The following is a 15,079-nucleotide window of genomic DNA, read 5'->3' on the forward strand; positions in this document are numbered from 1 at the left end:
AGTAGGCCCATAGCCTAAGCCTAAGTTCCCTGTAAGCCTACGCATGGCTATATTGTCGCGGAAACCGTGCAAGTCGCGTATTTTCAGACAAAATGGGCCGGTTGTCGGTCGTGCTGCTAGACTAATGCCGTTGGCCGCATTCGGTCGCGGGGGTCCCCGTACGGCGCGGCGCAACGTGGGGCCTTAGCTCAGTCGGTTAGAGCATCGGACTCATAATCCGCCGGTCCAGGGTTCAAGCCCCTGAGGCCCCACTTTCCTTTCGCCACCGGTGCAAGCGGTACAGACTACCCACTTGGATAGGATGAAGCAGTTTGGTTATGAACGCACCGCGCGCACGCATGACGAATGCGGGCATAAGGCCGATTCGCACGGCGCACAGAGAAAAGGCACACAAGACCATATGGCAGACGAACAATTCCCCGCCGCACTCACCGCGCTCGAGGAGTACCGCAACATCGAACAGCAGATGGCACAGCCCGAGGCCGCGTCGAACCCAGACACCATGCGCAAGCTCGGACGCCGCCACGCGCAGCTCGCCGGCATCGTGACCGCATACCAGCAGTACCGCGCGCTTGCGGACGACCTTGAGGTCGCGCGCGAGATGGCCGCGGACGACGCCGACTTCGCCGCCGAGGCCAAGCGTCTCGAAGACGAGCTGCCCGCCGCGCAGGAGCGCCTGCGCACGGCGCTCATCCCACGCGATCCGGATGATGCGCGCGACGTGATCATGGAAATCAAGGCCGGCACCGGCGGCGAAGAGGCCGCGCTGTTCGCCGGCGATCTGTTGCGCATGTACACGCGCTATGCGGAAAAGCGTGGCTGGACCGTGACGATCCAAAACGAGAACACGACCGAATTGGGCGGTGTCAAAGACGTGCAGCTCGCCATCCGGGCCAAGGGCACACCCGCGCCGGAGGACGGCGTGTGGGCGTCGCTCAAATACGAAGGCGGCGTGCACCGCGTGCAGCGCATCCCCGTGACCGAATCGCAGGGCCGTATCCAGACGAGCGCGGCCGGCGTGCTCGTGTTCCCCGAAGCCGACGAGGACGACGACGAGATCGAGATCGACCCCAAGGACCTCAAGATCGACATCTTCATGAGCTCCGGCCCCGGCGGACAGTCCGTGAACACGACATATTCCGCCGTGCGCATGACGCACATCCCGACCGGCATCGTCGTGAGCATGCAGGATGAGAAATCGCAGATTCAGAACCGCGCGGCCGCGCTGCGCGTGCTCAAGAGCCGTCTGCTCGCGATGAAACACGAGCAGGAGGCCGCCGAAGCCGCCGACATGCGCCATTCGCAGGTGCGCTCGCTGGACCGTTCCGAGCGCATCCGCACCTACAACTTCCCCGAGAACCGCATCGTGGACCACCGCACGAACTACAAGGCCTACAATCTCGACGCCGTGCTCGACGGTGACCTGCAGGCGGTCATCGACAGCGATGTGCAGGCCGACGAACAGCAGCGCTTGGCGCAGCAGAGCGACCAGTGACACACCGCGCGCACGCCTGTACCAACCACCTGTGAGGAGACGGACCACGATGAACGAACAGACGCGCCCCACCGAGGGTACCAGCGCATCTCCTGCGGAATCGACCGCGGTCGCCCCGCGTGTGGCGACGCTGCTCGACGCCGCCGCCGCGCGTCTCACGAAGGCGGGCGTCGACACAGCGCGCCACGACGCGAAGCTATTGCTCGCGGAGGCGACCGGAAGCACGCCGTCCGACGTGGACAAGGCCGCGCTGATGGGCGACACGGTCGACCAGTTCGCGTCCGCCGCGGAGGACGGCGAGCATGGCAACCGCCCCGCGCCGCTCGCCGAATTCGAATCCATGCTCGCCCGGCGCGAGGCACGCGAACCGTTGCAGCACATCGTGGGTCATGCACCGTTCCGCTATCTTGAGCTGGAAGTGGGCCCCGGCGTATTCGTGCCGCGCCCTGAAACCGAGCTCGCGGTGCAGGAGGCGATTGACTGGATCACCGCACACGGCCTGTACTCGCCGCGCGTCGTCGACCTGTGCGCGGGAAGCGGTGCGATCGGACTGGCGATCGCCACCGAGGTCCCCGGCGCGCAGGTGTGGGCCGTCGAACTCGACACGCAGGCCGCGCAGTGGACGCGCCGCAACATGCACAAAGTCGGCGAGTGCTTCCCCGACCTCGTGGCGAACTACCATCTCGAAGTGGCCGACGCGACGTGCCCAGTCACGCTCGCCACACTCGACGGCACCGCCGACGTGGTGATCAGCAATCCGCCGTACATTCCGCTCACGAACGTGCCGCAACAGCCTGAAGTGCGCGACTTCGACCCCAACACCGCGCTCTATGGCGGCTCGGCCGACGGCATGATGATCCCCGAGCGCATCATCGTGCGCGCCGCCGCACTTGTGCGCACGGGCGGCCTGTTCATCATGGAGCATGACATCACGCAGGGCGACCGCACCGTCGCGTTCGCGCGCGCGAACGGGTTCACGGAAGCACGCACGCACACGGATCTGACCGGACGGCCGCGCTACCTCGTCGCCACGCGGTAGCGTTCGGCAGCTGGCGCGTTGGCTGATTGCCGTACTAGGTTGGAATGAGACGCGCGTGCGCACGGTGTGACGAAGGAGGCAGTATGAGCCAGATACGCAAAGCGGATGAGGAGTCGTTCGCACAGGCGAAGCAGATCTTGGCGCACGGCGGACTCGTGGTGATGCCCACCGACACCGTGTACGGCATTGTGTGCGACCCATGCAACCCGGAGGCGATCGCGCGCATCTACAAAGCGAAAGGGCGCCCGCAATACAAGGCGCTCCAAGTGATCATGGCTTCGGTGGACGATCTGGACGCGCTCGGGCTCGACCTGCCGTCGCCGCTCAACCGGCTCGCCGCGCAATTCCTGCCGGGCGCGTTCTCGCCGATCGCCGTGGCGCGCGACAGCAGCCCGTTGGCGACTGTGCGTGTGGCCCCGAACGGCGCGCGCACGCAGGGCATCCGCGTGCCGAACAGCGCCACGGCGCTCGCCATGCTGCGCGTGACCGGCCCGGTCGCCGCGTCGAGCGCGAACCGTTCGGGCGAACAGAGCGCGCATTGCGTGCAGGAGGCGATGGAGTCGCTTGGAGACACCATCGACTTGTACATCGACGGCGGCGCGACGGCGGGGCATGTGGCAAGCACCGTTGTGGCGGCCGACCCATATGGGCTCGACGGCATCGAGATCCTGCGCGAAGGCGTAATCCCGGCCGCGGTGATCCGCCGCGCGATCCACCTCAACGGCGGTGGTCTGAGCGCATGAGGGTCTATCTGTTCATCGCTTTGGTGGCGGCGTGCGCGACGTATCTGTTCACGCCAATCGTGCGCCATCTGGCGATCCGCCTCGGAGCAGTCGGGGAGGTGCGCAAACGTGACGTGCACACCATACCGACCCCGCGCATGGGTGGCCTGGCCATGCTGTGTGGATTCCTCACGGCCATGCTCTTCGCCTCCCGGCTTGACTTCCTGCAAGGCGTGTTCCGGCAGAACCACCAGGCGTGGATTGTGATGGCGGGCGCCATACTGATCTGCCTGCTGGGCATTGCCGATGACGTGTGGGATCTGGATTGGATGCTCAAACTCGCCGGGCAACTGCTCATCGCGGTGTTCGTAGCATGGGGCGGCCTGCAGATCATCGCACTGCCAATCGGCGCACTTGTCACGGCGTCGCCGACGATTTCGATCGCCATCACAGCGCTGTTAATCGTCGTGTCGATCAACGCCGTCAATTTCGTGGACGGGCTCGATGGCCTTGCCGCCGGCATCGTGGCCATTGGCGGCATCGCATTCGGCATCTACTCATACATCCTCGCCCGCACCTCGCCGTCGTACGCGTCGATGGCCACGCTGCTCGACATTGCCATGGTGGGCATCTGCGTGGGCTTCCTGCTGCACAACTGGCACCCGGCGAAGCTGTTCATGGGGGACTCGGGGTCAATGCTGCTCGGCTACCTGATCACATGCGCGTCGATCGTCATGACCGGCCGCCTTGATCCGGCCACTGTGAACACGTCGATCTACCTGCCGGCGTTCATGCCTATCCTGCTGCCGGTCCTGGTGTTGTTCCTGCCGGTGCTCGACATGATGATGGCGATTGTGCGGCGCCTGTGCAAGGGGCAGTCGCCGATGCACCCGGACCGCATGCACTTGCACCACCGCATGCTGCGCATCGGGCACAGTGTGCGCGGGGCCGTGCTGATCCTGTGGGGATGGGCGGCACTCATTGCGTTCGGATCGATCATGCTGCTGTTCTTCACGGCGTGGCATGTGTTCATCGTGTTCGCGGTGGCCGCGGTGATTCTCACAATCGCCACGATGGCGCCCTACCTCAACCGGCTCATGCACGGCGCTGTCGAGGAGCTTCCCCATGACGATCAGGGGGAGCCGGGCGGCGGGGAGCGCCGGCGCAACGGGCGCGCCAAGCACATCCGTAACGCATAGCGGACAGCGGGTGGCATTCGTCGCCGCGAATTCATATAGTTGCTCTATGGCTACAAATCCTGATATGAATGCGCAATCCCCGTACGCCCCTCTCCCTCCGGTTTTCGCCCAGCTTGGCCTCGCCTATGACGATGTGCTGCTGCTGCCGAACGAGACGGATGTAATCCCCTCCGAAGTGGACACCTCCACGCATCTGACCCGCAACATCACGATGAAGGTGCCGGCGATCTCCGCCGCCATGGACACCGTGACCGAAGCCGAGATGGCCATCGCCATGGCCCGCAACGGCGGCATCGGTGTATTGCACCGCAACCTCTCGATCGACGACCAGGCGGCGCAGGTCGACGTGGTGAAGCGCTCGGAGTCCGGCATGATCACCGACCCGCTTACGGTGAACCCCGATGTGACGCTCGCCGACCTTGACAAGCTGTGCGGCAAGTTCCACATCTCCGGCCTGCCGGTCGTGGACCACGAGAATAAGCTCGTGGGCATCATCACCAACCGCGACATGCGCTTCATCCCCTCCGAGGACTATGACCACCTGCGTGTGCGTGACGTGATGACGAAGGAGAACCTCATCACCGGCCCCGCCAACATCTCGAAGGCGGATGCGCACGACCTGCTCGCCAAGTTCAAGATCGAAAAGCTGCCGCTCGTCGATTCCGAAGGCCACCTGACCGGCCTGATCACGGTGAAGGACTTCGTGAAGACCGAGCAGTACCCGGACGCTACCAAGGACGAGCAGGGCCGTCTGCGCGTGGCCGCCGGCATCGGCTACCTCGGCGACGCTTGGCAGCGCGCCTCGGCGCTCATGGAAGCCGGCGTGGACGTGCTCGTGGTCGACACCGCCAACGGTGAGGCGAAGATCGCGCTCGATATGATCCGCCGCATCAAGAACGACTCCGCGTTCAAGGGCGTCGACATCATCGGCGGCAACATCGCCACGCGCCAGGGCGCGCAGGCGATGATCGACGCCGGTGTGGACGCCGTCAAGGTGGGCGTGGGCCCCGGCTCGATCTGCACGACGCGCGTTGTGGCGGGCGTCGGCGTGCCGCAGCTGACCGCGGTCTACGAGGCCGCGCGCGCCTGCCGTGCGGCCGGCGTGCCGTGCATCGCGGACGGCGGCATCCACTATTCCGGCGACATCGCCAAGGCCCTCGTGGCCGGCGCGAGCTCGGTCATGCTCGGCGGTGTGCTCGCCGGCTGCGAGGAGGCGCCGGGCGAGAAAGTGCTGCTGCACGGCAAGCAGTACAAGCTCTACCGTGGCATGGGCTCGATGGGCGCCATGGCTCCGCGCGGCAAGAAGTCGTATTCGAAGGACCGCTACTTCCAGTCCGACGTGACGAGCACCGACAAGATCGTGCCGGAAGGCGTGGAAGGCGAAGTGCCATACCGCGGACCGCTCAACGCCGTGCTCTACCAGATGATCGGCGGCCTGCACCAGTCGATGTTCTACATCGGCGCGCACAACATCCCCGAGATGAGCGAAAAGGGCCGCTTCATCCGCATCACCGACGCGGGCCTGCGTGAATCCCACCCGCACGACATTGTGATGACGGCCGAGGCGCCGAACTACTCGGGCCGCTGACGGCACAGAGGGACCAATAGATAGGGGCCGCGCACATGCATGCCATGCAAGTGCGCGGCCCCTGCCCATATGCCATGTCCGGCATGCACATATAACAACAATGCAGAGAAGGGAACAACAATGATGCAGAAGCATGTGGTTGGGGACAAGGCCGTTGCGGCGTTACTGGCGGTGGGACTCGCCGTCTCCATGGGGGCGTGCGGCGGCAACGGCGCGCAAGGCCAGCCGTCCGGCACAGGTTCGGCGAGCACGGCGGGGGAGTCCCGCGTGTCCAAGGCCACGGCGGCGTTCTTCGATTCGAAGACGGAGATCCCGGCGGAACAGGCGTTCGGCACGAAGAGCGTGTGGTTCGACAAGGGCAGCGTCACAGCGTACCAGACGGGGTATTACCCGTCCACGGACAATGGCGAGGTCACCACCACCTACGGCGACCTCCTTGGCCTTTCCGAGGACGAGCTCATCCAGCTCGCCAAGGACCGCGACAAGGACTGCTTCGACAACGCGCGCGAAAACTACCTGTCCACGAGCGCGAAGTTCTTCGCGGACAAGGCCGAACAGGACACTGCCAAAGCTGGAGAGATCACCAAGAAGGGCGAGGAGTTCCAGAAGACCCTCAGCAAGACGGAGTACGAGGAACCGGCGGCCAAGCCGTTCTACCTGAAGGCCAACAGCTCCGAGGAGATGTTGAGTTTCCAGATTCGCCGCTTCAACGAGCAGTATGCGGACTATTACCTGAAAGACAGTAGTAATGCCGGCACATTTGAAACCGTGAACAAAGACCTCGAGCTCAAGCCGATCGACGCCGTGCAGCTTGATGGCATGCGCCTGCAGGGCTACAGCCGCATCGTCACATCAGCAGGGCCGAACAACAAGGGATTCACCGGCATGGAGCAGTGATGCTTTCCGGCACTTGGACGCCGTTTGTTGAGTTTAGGATTGCTATCTGCTACTGTGGGCGCCAACGTATTCGTTCACTATGAGAGAACGTCTCTGACAACGGAGAATACGCGAAAAGTCTAATAAAACCGCGTAATTGCACCGGTTTGCAACAGTAGAGGCAGTGAAGGAACTGTTCATGGACATCAAATCCACCCAACAACACGGCGCCCGCGGTGCCATCGTTCGCATCGCCGCGGTCGTCGTTGCGGTAGCGATGCTCATCGCGACCGCCATATTCGGCGTCGGCCGTGCGCAGGCCGCCGAGCTGACGGCCAGCGCTGATCCGACGACGTTCACGCAGTGGACCGAAGGCGTCGGCAATCCGGTCGACCCTCGTTCCACCGGCCGCATCTGGACCGACAAGTCGGTCACGACCGGCGATGTGACGCTCGACGCCGGCGACGGCAAGCAGGTCGTCATTGCCAAGGACAAGGCCAGCGACTTCCTCGTTGGCCTATCCGCCATGTCGAGCGCCCAGCAAATTACCGGCATGAGCAGCGGCAACAAGCCGCTCGACGTAACGCTCGTGCTCGACGTCTCCGGCTCGATGTCCTCCTCGATGGGATGGGGATACCGCCCGGCATATGGCGACGACCTCGATTACACGGCTTACGCCAAGACCGATGACGGTAGCTACAAAGCCGTGTCGTACGATTACACGCTGAGTGTCGACGGCAATGTCGCCTACAAGGACGGCGATACGGTCATCTATGCCAAGACGAGTGCCGAGGATGCGAACCCGGCTCATGTGCAGCTGTACAACTCGTACCGCATCACGCGTCTCGCCGCGCTCAAGACGGCGGTGAACGGCTTCCTCGGCCAGCTAGCTGCGCGCAACGCGCAGATCGCCGACCCGGCCGCGAAGAACCGCGCCGGCATCGTCACCTTCGAGAGCAACGCGGAGCTCAAATCACGCTTCACTGATGACACGGCGGCCCTCGAAGGCATCGTCAACCGTCTGACCGACCTTGGCGGCACCAACTCCGCGAAAGGTCTCAAGCTCGCCCACCAGCTGATTGACGAGGACAAACGCGCGAACGCCGATTCCGTCGTCATCTTCTTCACCGACGGCAATCCATGGGATGGCGACGAGGCCATCAAGGAAGCAAAATCGCTCAAGGACTCCGGCACATTGATCTATGCGGTGGGCACGTTCCAGACCGATGACGTCAACGATCTGACCCCGTACTCCAACCGCTACATGCAGGCCGTATCGAGCAACTACCCGAACGCGGCGGGCGCCACGCTCAGCGAACTCGGAGAGCGCGCGCCGGACTCCGACTACTACATGAACGCCGCGAACGCCGACCAGCTCGCGGGCATCTTCAACGACATCTGGACCGCCATCTCCAGCAAGCCGAGCTCGCCGATCGCCACCACGACCGAGTCGGGCATGGAACGCGGCACCGTCACCTTCACCGACGAACTCGGCGAATACATGACGGTCAAGGACTTCACCAGCGTCGTGTTCGCGGGTGAGCAGTTCACGAAGAAGACCGCCGAAACGAGCGAGGACGGCGCAAAGACCACCTACACGTTCAAAGGCGAAGTCGCCGGCAACCCGATCTGCGGCACCGCGAACCTCGCCGACCTGGTCGTCACCGTCACGCACGGCGAGCAGACCGACACGGTGAGCGTGCAGGTGCCCGAGCAGCTGCTTCCGCTGCGTCTGTACTCGGCGACGGTCGACCAGAACGGCGCCCTGTCCACCACAATCAACGACACGTTCCCGATCCGCGTGTTCTATTCCGTGGCGCTCAAGGACGGCGTCGAAGAGGCGCTGGCGAACCCGGACGAGGCGCTCGCCGCGTACATCGCCGCGAACGGCGAGACGTTCACCTCGAACAAGTACGAAGCCAATGCGGAGCTCGGCTCCACGATCGCCGTGTTCACTCCGGCCAAGTCGAACGACTTCTACTACTTCGTCAACGACACGCCGCTGTACAACACGGAGAACACCAACGACCCGGCCAAGTCGGTCGACGCGAACGGCACCTACCACTACATGCGCACGTATTACGCGGACAACGCGAAGCACGAGCAGTGGATCGCCGTCAGCGGCGCCGACGCGAACGGCAAGACGCAGACCGGTGCGAACGGCAACGTCTACGTGCCGGCCGGCACCGTGCGCATGGGGCTTGCGAACTACACCGTCGCGAAGCAGTCCAACGTGACGAACACGGCCACGGCCGCGATCGCCCCGCGTTGGGACGGCACCGCCGTCAACGTGGCGCTCGGCAACAACGGCCGCCTCGCCTTCGCCGAGGAACCGGCCGTGCCGACCCCGGAACCGAGCGAACCGACCGCGAGCGCGCAGCCTGAGGCGCCGGTCGCCGACGCGGCACCGCAGACGCCGGCGTCCGAATCGACGGCGAACACCGGCTCGAACGTCGCATTGATCGTGTGCATCGCCGCGGCACTGCTGTGCGCGGGCCTCGGCACGCTCAAGCTGGCACGCCGTGGTTCGACCGGCCGCCACGCCGGCTGAACGCGCCAAAACAGCCGAACATGCCCTGCGGGGCCGCAACCGGACAGCCGGGTGCGGCCCCGCGCGCGTATAGTGAGCAATTGTTTTGCGGTCAGGATAGAACGTGGCGCAATGCGGTAGCGTGAGGTAGTCTCGAATGTTCACAAACGCAGGGCATGCGCGGCATGAACGCACCGCATGCAACCAGTAAGGAAAAGAGGAACCACATGGTGGACGCACACGACGACGAAGTGTATTCGGCAACGAACTCACGGCTCATCTGGATCGACTGCGAGATGACCGGGCTTGACATCTTCCATGACGAGCTGTGCGAGATCTCCGTGGTGCCGACCGATTTCGAACTCAACGTGCTCGACGAAGGCATCGACTTCGTGATCAAACCGTCCGACGCCGCCGTGGCCCACATGAACGACTTCGTGCGTGCCATGCACACCCGCTCCGGCCTCATCGACGAGTGGGCCAATGGGCTTGACGTGGCCGAGGCCGAGCGCCGCGTTGTCGAGTACGTCAAGCGGTTCACCCCCGAAGGAGTCAAGCCGCTGCTCGCCGGCAACTCCGTGGGCTCCGACAAGAAGTTCCTCGACCGCTATATGCCCGGGCTCATGGAACACCTGCACTACCGCGTAATCGACGTGAGCACGATCAAGGAACTTGCCCGCCGCTGGTACCCGGCCGTCTACCGCAACCGCCCCGCCAAGAACGGAGGGCACCGCGCGCTCGCCGACATCATCGAGTCGCTCGACGAACTACGCTACTACCGCGCCGCGGTCATGGCGCCCGAACTGGGGCCCGGTGATGTGGAGGCGAAGGAGATCGCCAAAGCGGTGGAACAGTCAAGCATTCTGAACAAGTGACCGAAAGCTGGCATGGTATGACCAATGAACTGAAGGATTGGACCTCAATCGAAACGCCGCAGGACATTCGCCTTGTGGTGGCGGATATGGACGGCACACTGCTCGACGCGGACAGCGAGCTGCCAGTGGGCTTCTGGCCGCTGCTCGACCGCCTCGAACAGCTCGGCATCGCATTCGTGCCTGCGAGTGGCCGCCAATACCAGACGTTGCAGCAGATGTTCGCGCGTGCGGGCCGGCCGATGTCGGTCATCGCCGAAAACGGCAACGTGGTGGCGGTCGATGGCGAGGTCGTGGAGACGCACGGTGTGAACCACGAGATCGCTGATGAGACAATCAGCATGGTCGACGCCACGAGCGAAGACCTGGGACTGGTGGTGTGCGGACTCGACAGCGCGTACATCCAGCGCACCGACGCGCCGTTCATGGCCGAGGCGAGCAAATACTACAAGGCGCTCACCGAGGTCAAGGACCTGCGCGAAGTGCTGCGGTACCCCGACGAGAAGATCCTCAAACTCGCCATCTTCGACTTCGGCGACGCCGAAGCCATGGCGCGCAACGAGCTCGGATTCGTGAGCGACCCTTACGAATACGTGGTGTCGGGCGCCCATTGGGTCGACATCATGGACAAGCATGTGGACAAGGGCGAAGGCGTCAAGGCCATCCAGCGCGCCCTTGGCGTGACCCGCGCGCAGACGGCCGCGTTCGGTGATTACCTCAACGACATCGGCATGCTCAACGAAGCGGAGTTCTCGTTCGCCATGGCCAATGCGCACGAAGGCGTCAAAAAGGCGGCGCATTACCTTGCGCCGGCGAACACTGAAGAAGGTGTGATCCGCGTCGTGGACCGGTTGGTCGGCTAGCATGCGGCAGTCCGAAGCGCTGGGCATCATGGAGGCCGGTGCCAACGTGTTCCTCACCGGTGCGCCGGGCGCGGGCAAGACCTATACGCTCAACGAGTTCATCCACCATGCGCGCACACACGGCACGTCGGTCGCCGTCACGGCGAGCACCGGCATCGCCGCCACACATATCAACGGGCAGACGATCCACGCATGGAGCGGAGCGGGCGTGGCGACCGCGCTCACCGACCAGCTCATCAAACTCATCCGCAGCCGCCGGCGCACCAAACTCAACGCGGCGGACGTGCTCGTGATCGACGAGGTCTCGATGATGCATGCGTGGCTGTTCGACATGGTCGACCAGATCTGCCGCATCGTGCGGCGCGACAGCCGGCCGTTCGGTGGCCTGCAGGTGGTGTGTTCGGGCGATTTCTTCCAACTGCCGCCGGTCAGCGTCTCATCGCGCAACCACGACGTGATCACCCCGAGCCCCGAATATCTGGCCTCGCGTGAGCGGTATGCGCGCGCCGGCCGCAATCCGGAGGGGTTCATCACCGAATCATTCGCATGGGGCGAGCTCGACCCGGTGATCTGTTACCTCGACGAACAGCACCGTCAGGACGACGGCCAGCTGCTGCGCGTGCTCACTGACATCCGTCAGGGCTGTGTGAGCCAGCGGGACCGCGACATGCTCGTCACGCGCCTCGGTGTGCTGCCCGAACCGGGACGGCAGGCGGTGAGCCTGTTCCCGGTGAACAGGCAGGCTGACCAACTCAACGACCAACGCCTGCGGCAGATCGACGCCGAAGAGCACACGTTCGCGGCGCAGACGGCGGGGCCGGCGAACCTCGTGGAACGGCTCGAACGCAATATGCTCGCGCCGAAACTGCTCGTGCTCAAAGCCGGTGCGGAGGTGATGGCCGTGCGCAACGACCAGGATCACCAGTACGTCAACGGCTCGCTCGGCACTGTGCGCGGATTCGCGAACGAGAACAAGGGCGGCTGGCCGATCGTCGAGTTCGAGAACGGCAACACGGTGACGATGAAACCAAGCGATTGGCAGATGATGGACGGCGAGACCGTGCTCGCCGCGGTTTCGCAAGTGCCGCTGCGGTGTGCATGGGCGATCACGATCCACAAATCGCAGGGCATGACGCTCGACTCGGCGGTCATGGACCTCAAGCGCACGTTCGCACCCGGCATGGGCTACGTGGCGCTTTCGCGCGTGGAGCGGCTCGACGGCCTGTATCTGACCGGTGTGAACGAACGCATGTTCCTCATGAGCGACGACGCAATCCGGCTCGACGGCGACCTGCGCGCCAAGTCGGCCGCAGCGGTGCGGAAGCTGCAGCGCGACGGCGCCGAATCGTTCGTGCAGCAGCAGCGCGCCCGCGAAGAGGACGAGTTCGTGCAGGATGAGCTGTTCTAGCGCGGATTGTGCACGGCGCTGGAACGCGCGGCTACGCTCTGCGGAGTGCGGCCGCGCGCGCCAGTGCGGCGTCACTACAATGGGGTGTTGTAAAACAGCGCGGGTATGCGCCCGCGCCCGCCAATGCCAGAAGAGGAGACACCATGAAGCACAGGAACGCATACATCATTTCGGGGATTGGCGCGATCGTGCTGTTCGTGGCGTTCATCATGTACAACTCGGCGCCGGTGCCGCTGTGGAACTGGGTCAAGCTGTCGGATCTGCTCACCATTGTGGGCGGTCTTATGTTCATCGTGCCGTTCTACCAGCTTTCGTTGCGCGCCAAGACGCGCGAACACGCGCCGAATCCGTGGGTGTGGCAGCTGCTGCCGGTCGTGGGCATGGTCGTCATGGTGATCGGCCTGCTCATCCCCAACGACTTCGTCTCGTTCGGCGCCGTGGCATTGTGCGATGTGCTGTATTTCATCGGCTGCGTGTGCATGCTCATGATCTTCGTCTACCCGCTGCACACGGTGAACGACGAGATGCTCGAGGAGGATGTGGAAAGCCGTACCGGCGACGGTAGGTGAACCGCCCGCAGATGTCTGGGAATACGCATAATTTGACAGTATGACTACTGCACTTCGAATGTCCACGTTGTTCCTGCGTACGCTGCGCGAAGACCCCGCAGACGCAGATGTCGATTCCGCAAAACTGCTCCAGCGCGCCGGCTATATCCGCAAGGCCGCGCCCGGCATCTGGACGTGGCTGCCGCTCGGCCTGTCCGTGCTCAACAAGATCGAGGAGATCATCCGCGAGGAGATCAACGGCATCGGCGCGCAGGAGGTGCATTTCCCCGCGCTGCTGCCGCGCGAGCCGTATGAGGCGACCCACCGTTGGGAGGAGTACGGCGACAACATCTTCCGTTTGAAGGACCGCCACGAGTCCGACTATCTGCTCGCCCCCACGCACGAGGAGATGTTCACACTGCTCGTGAAAGACATGTACTCGTCGTACAAGGACCTGCCCGTCACGCTGTACCAGATCCAGACGAAGTACCGCGACGAGTTCCGTCCGCGCGCCGGACTCATCCGCGGCCGCGAGTTCATCATGAAGGACGCCTATTCGTTCACCGTGGACGAAGAGGGCATGCGTCAGGCGTACATGGACGAGCGCGGCGCGTACGAGCGCATCTTCCAGCGCCTCGACCTGAAGTATGTGCCAGTGTTCGCCATGAGCGGCCCGATGGGCGGCTCGGCGTCCGAGGAGTTCCTCGCCCCGATGCCGATCGGCGAAGACACGTTCGCACTTGCGCCGAGCGGCAAGGCGTGGAATGTGGAGGCGCTGCACACGCCCGAAGTGGAGGAGATCGATGCGTCCGCGACGCCCGCCGCGACGAAGCGCGCCACGCCGAACGCGCGCACGATCGACGAGATGGTGGCGTTCGCGAACGCCGAATACCCGCGCGAGGACGGCCGTGACTGGGCCGCTGCGGACATTCTGAAGAACGTCGTCGTGGCGGTGAAGCACGCCGAGGACGACGAGCATGACGAGCCGTGGCGTGAACTGGTCGTTGTGGGCATTCCGGGTGACCGCACGATCGACATGAAGCGGCTTGAGGCGCAGTTCGCCCCGGCCGAACTCGAGGAGGCGACCGAAGAGGACCTCAAGGCGCACCCCGAACTCGTGCAGGGCTACATCGGACCGATGGCGTTCGGCCCGCAGAACGACGGCGACGATGCGCTGCGCTACTTCATCGACGCGCATGTGGCCCGTGGTTCGGCATGGTTCACCGGCGCCGACGAAGTGGACGTGGACTACTACGACCTGGTGTACGGCCGTGATTTCGAAGCCGACGGCGTGGTGGAGGCCGTCGAGGTGCGCGATGGCGACATGAGCCCGGACGGTTCGGGGCCACTCAGCTTCGAACGCGGTGTGGAGATCGGGCAGGTGTTCCAGCTCGGCCTCAAGTATTCCGAGGCGCTCGGCCTCAAGGTGCTCGACCAGAACGGCAAGACGGTGCCGGTGTGGATGGGCTGCTACGGCATCGGCGTGAGCCGTGTGCTCGCGTGCATCGCGGAGACGCACCACGACGACCGTGGCCTGGCATGGCCGGCGAACATCGCACCCGCCCAGGTGCACATCGTGGCCACCGGCAAGGACGAGCAGGCGTTCGAAGCCGCCGAAACACTCGTGGCCGAACTCGAGGGCCGCGGCATCGAGGTCATCTTCGACGACCGCAAGAAGGTCTCGCCGGGCGTCAAGTTCAAGGACGCCGAGCTCATCGGCGTGCCGATCATCGCCGTCGCGGGCCGCGACACCGTCAACAACGGCACGATCGAAGTGCGTGACCGCAACGGCGAGAACAACCAGGCGGTGCCAGCGGAATCCGCCGCGCAGGTGATTGCCGACCGCCTTGAGGCCATGCTCAAGTAACCGGGTCATAGCTAGGGCAGCCAGCCAACATATTGTGGGCGGGGTGTGGATGGAGCTGACTCCATCCACACC

The 15,079-nt window shown here is 64.2% G+C and carries 12 protein-coding genes and 1 tRNA gene; all 13 read left to right on the forward strand.

Annotation, left to right across the window (positions count from 1 at the left end; translation table 11 throughout):
* The first annotated feature begins 177 nt into the window (after window positions 1–177).
* The 13 genes from BPSG_RS02335 to BPSG_RS02395 all read left to right on the forward strand — a co-directional run bounded on the left by BPSG_RS02335 (window position 178) and on the right by BPSG_RS02395 (window position 15,007).
* Window positions 178–251 (forward strand) — tRNA-Ile (locus BPSG_RS02335).
* Window positions 252–400: 149 nt separating this feature from the next.
* Complete coding sequence (gene prfA, locus BPSG_RS02340; RefSeq protein WP_026643475.1) at window positions 401–1,495, forward strand: peptide chain release factor 1; 1,095 nt, start codon at window positions 401–403, stop codon at window positions 1,493–1,495.
* 49 nt (window positions 1,496–1,544) lie between these two features.
* Entirely contained in the window at window positions 1,545–2,534 is a 990-nt protein-coding gene (prmC, locus tag BPSG_RS02345; protein ID WP_080699203.1) for a peptide chain release factor N(5)-glutamine methyltransferase, read from the forward strand.
* An 83-nt stretch (window positions 2,535–2,617) separates the two neighbouring features.
* Entirely contained in the window at window positions 2,618–3,277 is a 660-nt protein-coding gene (locus BPSG_RS02350; RefSeq protein ID WP_026643473.1) for an L-threonylcarbamoyladenylate synthase, read from the forward strand.
* Window positions 3,274–4,455 (forward strand): glycosyltransferase family 4 protein, encoded by a 1,182-nt coding sequence (locus BPSG_RS02355; RefSeq protein WP_033502128.1) that lies wholly within the window; start codon window positions 3,274–3,276, stop codon window positions 4,453–4,455. The genes BPSG_RS02350 and BPSG_RS02355 overlap by 4 nt, the downstream gene beginning before the upstream one ends.
* 46 nt (window positions 4,456–4,501) lie before the next feature.
* The gene (gene guaB, locus BPSG_RS02360) at window positions 4,502–6,043 is read left to right on the forward strand and encodes an IMP dehydrogenase (protein WP_026643472.1); all 1,542 of its coding nucleotides are present in this window, start codon (window positions 4,502–4,504) and stop codon (window positions 6,041–6,043) included.
* Between the two features lie 120 nt (window positions 6,044–6,163).
* Window positions 6,164–6,940: a hypothetical protein gene (locus BPSG_RS02365; protein WP_026643471.1), complete on the forward strand. Its 777-nt coding sequence runs from the start codon at window positions 6,164–6,166 to the stop codon at window positions 6,938–6,940.
* A 178-nt stretch (window positions 6,941–7,118) separates the two neighbouring features.
* On the forward strand, window positions 7,119–9,470 hold the full coding sequence (locus BPSG_RS02370; RefSeq protein WP_026643470.1) for a vWA domain-containing protein: 2,352 nt from the start codon (window positions 7,119–7,121) through the stop codon (window positions 9,468–9,470).
* Between the two features lie 206 nt (window positions 9,471–9,676).
* Window positions 9,677–10,324, forward strand: coding sequence for an oligoribonuclease (gene orn, locus BPSG_RS02375; protein WP_026643469.1), 648 nt, complete (start codon window positions 9,677–9,679; stop codon window positions 10,322–10,324).
* 17 nt (window positions 10,325–10,341) lie between these two features.
* A complete protein-coding gene (locus BPSG_RS02380) occupies window positions 10,342–11,184 on the forward strand; it encodes a Cof-type HAD-IIB family hydrolase (protein WP_026643468.1) in 843 nt (280 codons plus the stop codon).
* Between the two features lies 1 nt (window position 11,185).
* Window positions 11,186–12,592, forward strand: coding sequence for a PIF1 family DEAD/DEAH box helicase (locus BPSG_RS02385; RefSeq protein ID WP_026643466.1), 1,407 nt, complete (start codon window positions 11,186–11,188; stop codon window positions 12,590–12,592).
* 143 nt (window positions 12,593–12,735) lie between these two features.
* Complete coding sequence (locus BPSG_RS02390; RefSeq protein ID WP_026643465.1) at window positions 12,736–13,161, forward strand: OpgC domain-containing protein; 426 nt, start codon at window positions 12,736–12,738, stop codon at window positions 13,159–13,161.
* Between the two features lie 40 nt (window positions 13,162–13,201).
* Window positions 13,202–15,007: a proline--tRNA ligase gene (locus BPSG_RS02395; RefSeq protein ID WP_026643464.1), complete on the forward strand. Its 1,806-nt coding sequence runs from the start codon at window positions 13,202–13,204 to the stop codon at window positions 15,005–15,007.
* The last annotated feature ends 72 nt before the right edge of the window (window positions 15,008–15,079 follow it).

This window comes from Bifidobacterium pseudolongum subsp. globosum (genome assembly GCF_000741295.1).
Lineage (GTDB): Bacteria > Actinomycetota > Actinomycetes > Actinomycetales > Bifidobacteriaceae > Bifidobacterium > Bifidobacterium globosum.